The organism is Streptosporangium sp. NPDC002607 (assembly GCF_053592655.1).
On the sequence record NZ_JBSFWD010000137.1, the window covers coordinates 1 to 3924 of the forward strand.

Annotated in this window: 4 protein-coding genes and 1 riboswitch; all 4 genes read right to left on the minus strand. The window is 65.5% G+C overall.

Annotation, left to right across the window (positions count from 1 at the left end; translation table 11 throughout):
* Window positions 1–929 (minus strand): chaperonin GroEL (groEL, locus tag ACWD3H_RS47415; RefSeq protein WP_350966296.1); only part of this gene is annotated, 929 nt, incomplete at its 3' end.
* A gap of 386 nt (window positions 930–1315) precedes the next feature.
* Window positions 1316–1516, minus strand: coding sequence for a cold-shock protein (locus ACWD3H_RS47420; protein WP_012895270.1), 201 nt, complete (start codon window positions 1514–1516; stop codon window positions 1316–1318).
* Window positions 1517–1873: 357 nt separating this feature from the next.
* Window positions 1874–2149 carry a MoaD/ThiS family protein gene (locus ACWD3H_RS47425; protein WP_355569551.1) on the minus strand — a complete coding sequence of 92 codons (276 nt, stop codon included), beginning with the start codon at window positions 2147–2149 and terminating at the stop codon, window positions 1874–1876.
* 22 nt (window positions 2150–2171) lie between these two features.
* Complete coding sequence (gene thrC, locus ACWD3H_RS47430; RefSeq protein ID WP_355569547.1) at window positions 2172–3464, minus strand: threonine synthase; 1293 nt, start codon at window positions 3462–3464, stop codon at window positions 2172–2174.
* 14 nt (window positions 3465–3478) lie between these two features.
* Window positions 3479–3621: riboswitch (SAM riboswitch) on the minus strand.
* Window positions 3622–3924 lie beyond the last annotated feature (303 nt).

Sequence of the window (3924 nt, forward strand, 5' to 3'; positions counted from 1 at the left end):
GACTCCAGCTTGAGGCCGAGGTCCTCGCTGATGACCTGGGCACCGGTCAGGATGCCGATGTCGCCCAGCATGGCCTTGCGGCGGTCACCGAAGCCGGGCGCCTTGACGGCGACCGAGCGGAACAGACCGCGGATCTTGTTGACGACCAGGGTGGCCAGGGCCTCGCCCTCGACGTCCTCGGCGATGATCAGCAGCGGCTTGCCGGCCTGCACGACCTTGTCGAGAACCGGGAGCAGGTCCTTGTTGGCGGACACCTTGGAGTTGACGACCAGGATGTACGGGTCGTCGAGGACGGCCTCCATACGCTCCGGGTCGGTCACGAAGTACATCGAGGTGAGGCCCTTGTCGAAGCGCATGCCCTCGGTGAGCTCAAGCTCCAGGCCGAAGGTGTTGCTCTCCTCGACGGTGATGACACCTTCCTTGCCGACCTTGTCCATCGCCTCGGCGATCATCTCGCCGATCTGCGGGTCACCCGCGGAGATGGAAGCGGTGGAGGCGATCTGCGCCTTCGTCTCCACGTCCTTGGCCAGCTTGGACAGCTCCTCCGAGACGCGCTCGACGGCGGCCTCGATGCCCTTCTTCAGGGACATCGGGTTGGCGCCGGCGGCGACGTTGCGGAGACCCTCGCGTACGAGAGCCTGAGCGAGCACGGTGGCGGTGGTGGTGCCGTCACCCGCGACGTCGTCGGTCTTCTTGGCGACCTCCTTGACGAGCTCGGCCCCGATCTTCTCCCACGGGTCCTCGAGCTCGATCTCCTTCGCAATGGAGACACCATCGTTGGTGATGGTGGGGGCGCCCCACTTCTTCTCCAGAACGACATTGCGGCCCTTGGGGCCGAGGGTCACCTTAACGGCGTCCGCGAGCTGGTTCATGCCACGCTCGAGACCGCGCCTGGCGTCCTCGTTAAACGCGATCATCTTGGCTGCCATACGGCTAGACCTCCCAGAGACAGGGTGGCTTGCACCGGACCGAGCCGACGCCCGCGACGGCATGTGGGCCCACGACTCCGTTCGGTGGGCCCCATCGCCTCGATCCAGGGTTGGCACTCTCTATGCGCGAGTGCCAACAATGTGTTTAGCACTCTACCTTGTCGAGTGCAAGCCACGATCCCTTGACCTGCGCCGCGCCCGGCGCGGACATCCGCTCCGGGCCACGTCAGCGCATGCTCCGCGTCATGCGGGCGTGCGTTCCGCGCAAAGCGAAGACCCGGCTCGCCGGTTGGGGAGGCGAGCCGGGCCTAGGTGGTGTGGATCCAGCGGACTGCGTTGCCGCGGGGTCCACCGACCCCTCCCTGCGGGTTCACGGGACGGCCATGTCAGACCGCCCGGACGGACTCCGCCTGGGGACCCTTCTGACCTTGGGTGATCTCGAACTCGACTCGCTGGCCCTGCTCGAGTGCACGGTAGCCATCCATCATGATCGCGGAGTAATGGACGAACACATCCTTACCACCGTCTACCGCGATGAAGCCGTAGCCCTTGTCCGCGTTGAACCATTTGACGGTGCCCTGCGCCACTTGCGACTCCTCTTACTGGACTTAAGGACGACGCCCATTCCTCGCGCGAAGTCCTCAATCTCCGGGGCGGACTTCGCCACATCGATCGTTCTCGACCATACCTGTGGGAACCGGTAGGGCAACAGAGTCAAGCACCAAACTAGCTCTTTACAAGAGCATTTAGTACGAGAGCACAGTTTGACTATCACTATTAGTTAGTTAAAGATTACATTATCTTTCCCCACCGCGAATACCGGTTTACCCCACAAAGCAGGACACCCGCACGCGGCCGGAGCCGGGCGGGTGTCATGGAGAGGCGTCGCGAGCGCCCCGGAAGGTGAGGCGGGTGCGACCGGCGCAGCGCGGGCGGGGCGGGACTCAGCCTCCGGCGACCGCCGGGATGATGGAGATCTGGACGCCGGAGGGCGTGGCCGTGTCGAGGTTGTCGGCGAAGCGGACATCCTCATCTCCGACATAGACGTTGACAAAACGGCGAATCTTACCCGTTTCATCAAGAATTCGGGCGCCGACCCCCGGGAAGTCCGCGTCAAGCTTCTGGAGGACGTCGCGCAGGGTCTCACCCTCTCCGCTCACCTCGGCAGCACCATCGGTGTAAGTCCGGAGAATCGTCGGAATCCGCACAGAAACGCTCATAATTCAGTACCTTTCACGATTTCTAGGCGATTGCCGCACGGAATGCGTCAAGAGAGGGGCGAATCACAGCGGTGGGGCGCGCCTCGGCGGCCACCGCGTCGAGGGTCTTGAGACCGTCGCCGGTGTTGAGAACCACGGTCTCCGCCTCCGGGTCGAGCCTCCCTGCCGCGACCAGCTTGCGAAGCACGCCGACGGTGACACCTCCGGCGGTCTCGGCGAAGATGCCCTCGGTCCTGGCCAGCAACCGGATCGCGTCGACGATCTCGGGGTCGGTGACGTCCTCGACCGCGCCGCCGGTACGGCGGGCGATGTCCAGCACGTACGGGCCGTCGGCGGGGTTGCCGATCGCCAGCGACTTGGCGATCGTGTCCGGCTTCACCGGGCGGATCACGTCGTGGCCCGCCTTGTAGGCGGCGGAGACCGGGGAGCACCCCTCGGCCTGGGCCGCAAAGATCTTGTACGGCCTGTCCTCGACGAGACCGAGCTCGATCAGCTCCTTGAAACCCTTGTCGATCTTCGTGAGCTGGGAGCCCGACGCGACCGGCACGACGATCTGGTCGGGAACGCGCCAGCCGAGCTGCTCGGCGATCTCGTACGCCAGCGTCTTGGAGCCCTCGGCGTAGTACGGCCGGAGGTTGACGTTGACGAAGCCCCACTTCTCGCCCAGCTCGTCGCCGATGAGCTCCGAGCAGAAACGGTTCACGTCGTCGTAGGTGCCCTCGATGCCGATGAGCCTGCCCCCGTACACGGAGGCCATGACGACCTTGGCCTGCTCCAGGTCGGCGGGGATGAACACGCAGGCGTCCAGCCCGGCCCGCGCGGCGGCGGCGGCAGCGGCACCGGCCAGGTTGCCGGTGGAGGAGCAGGAGAGGGTGTGGAAGCCGAAGTTACGGGCCGCCTCGACGGCGATGGCCACCACGCGGTCCTTGAAGGAGTGCGTGGGGTTGCCGGAGTCGTCCTTCACGTGCAGCGAGCGCATGCCCAGCTCACGGGCGAGGTTGCCGGCGTTGACGAGCCTGGTCCAGCCGGGCTCCATGTTGGGCTTGGCGGCCACGTCGGCGGGGACGGGCAGCAGCGAGCGGTAACGCCAGATGTTGGCCGGCCCCTCGGCGATCTGCTCCCGGGTCACTCGCCCGAAGTCGTAGGCGATCTCAAGGGGCCCGAAACACTCGGCACAGGCGAAGCTCGGGCCGAGGTCGTAGCGGGCACCGCACTCGCGACAGGACAGGGCCACGGCGGGGCCGAACTGCTGGTTTTGCGTGTCTTCGACACGACCAAGCGAGGTGGTGGTGTTCTCAGTGGTTGCGAGCGCCATGAAGCGAGGCCTTTCCCTCATCTTCGTCTGCGGACCACCCTGGTCACAGACCGGAATTGGCACCTGTCCCGGCTGACCTCGTGTCGATCACGAGTCTTGAACCGGGATGGTTGCCGGGGCTTCGCAGGGCCGATCCCTCCACCCCTCTGGATGAGCAAATATTCAGTTGGAAACCTGACACGCAGGTCCTAAGCACTCTACATCGCCGTTCCGCCGTCTCGGCCACTTGTCTCACTCTACGAGACAGGGCGTGTTACCTGCCGGACAGAGCTCCCCAGCCCCAGGGTCGCTCCGCCACTGCCCGCAGGCACCGCACCACGGTGGACGTCCCGTGGAACCTCCCGCGGAAGGCGGGTCAGGGGGCTTTGGTCTTCAGTGTGTAGGGGCTGGAGCCGCTCACGGAGACCACCTGGTAGCGGTAGAAGCCGGGCGGGCCGGTGTAGCTGATCTGCTCGTCGGG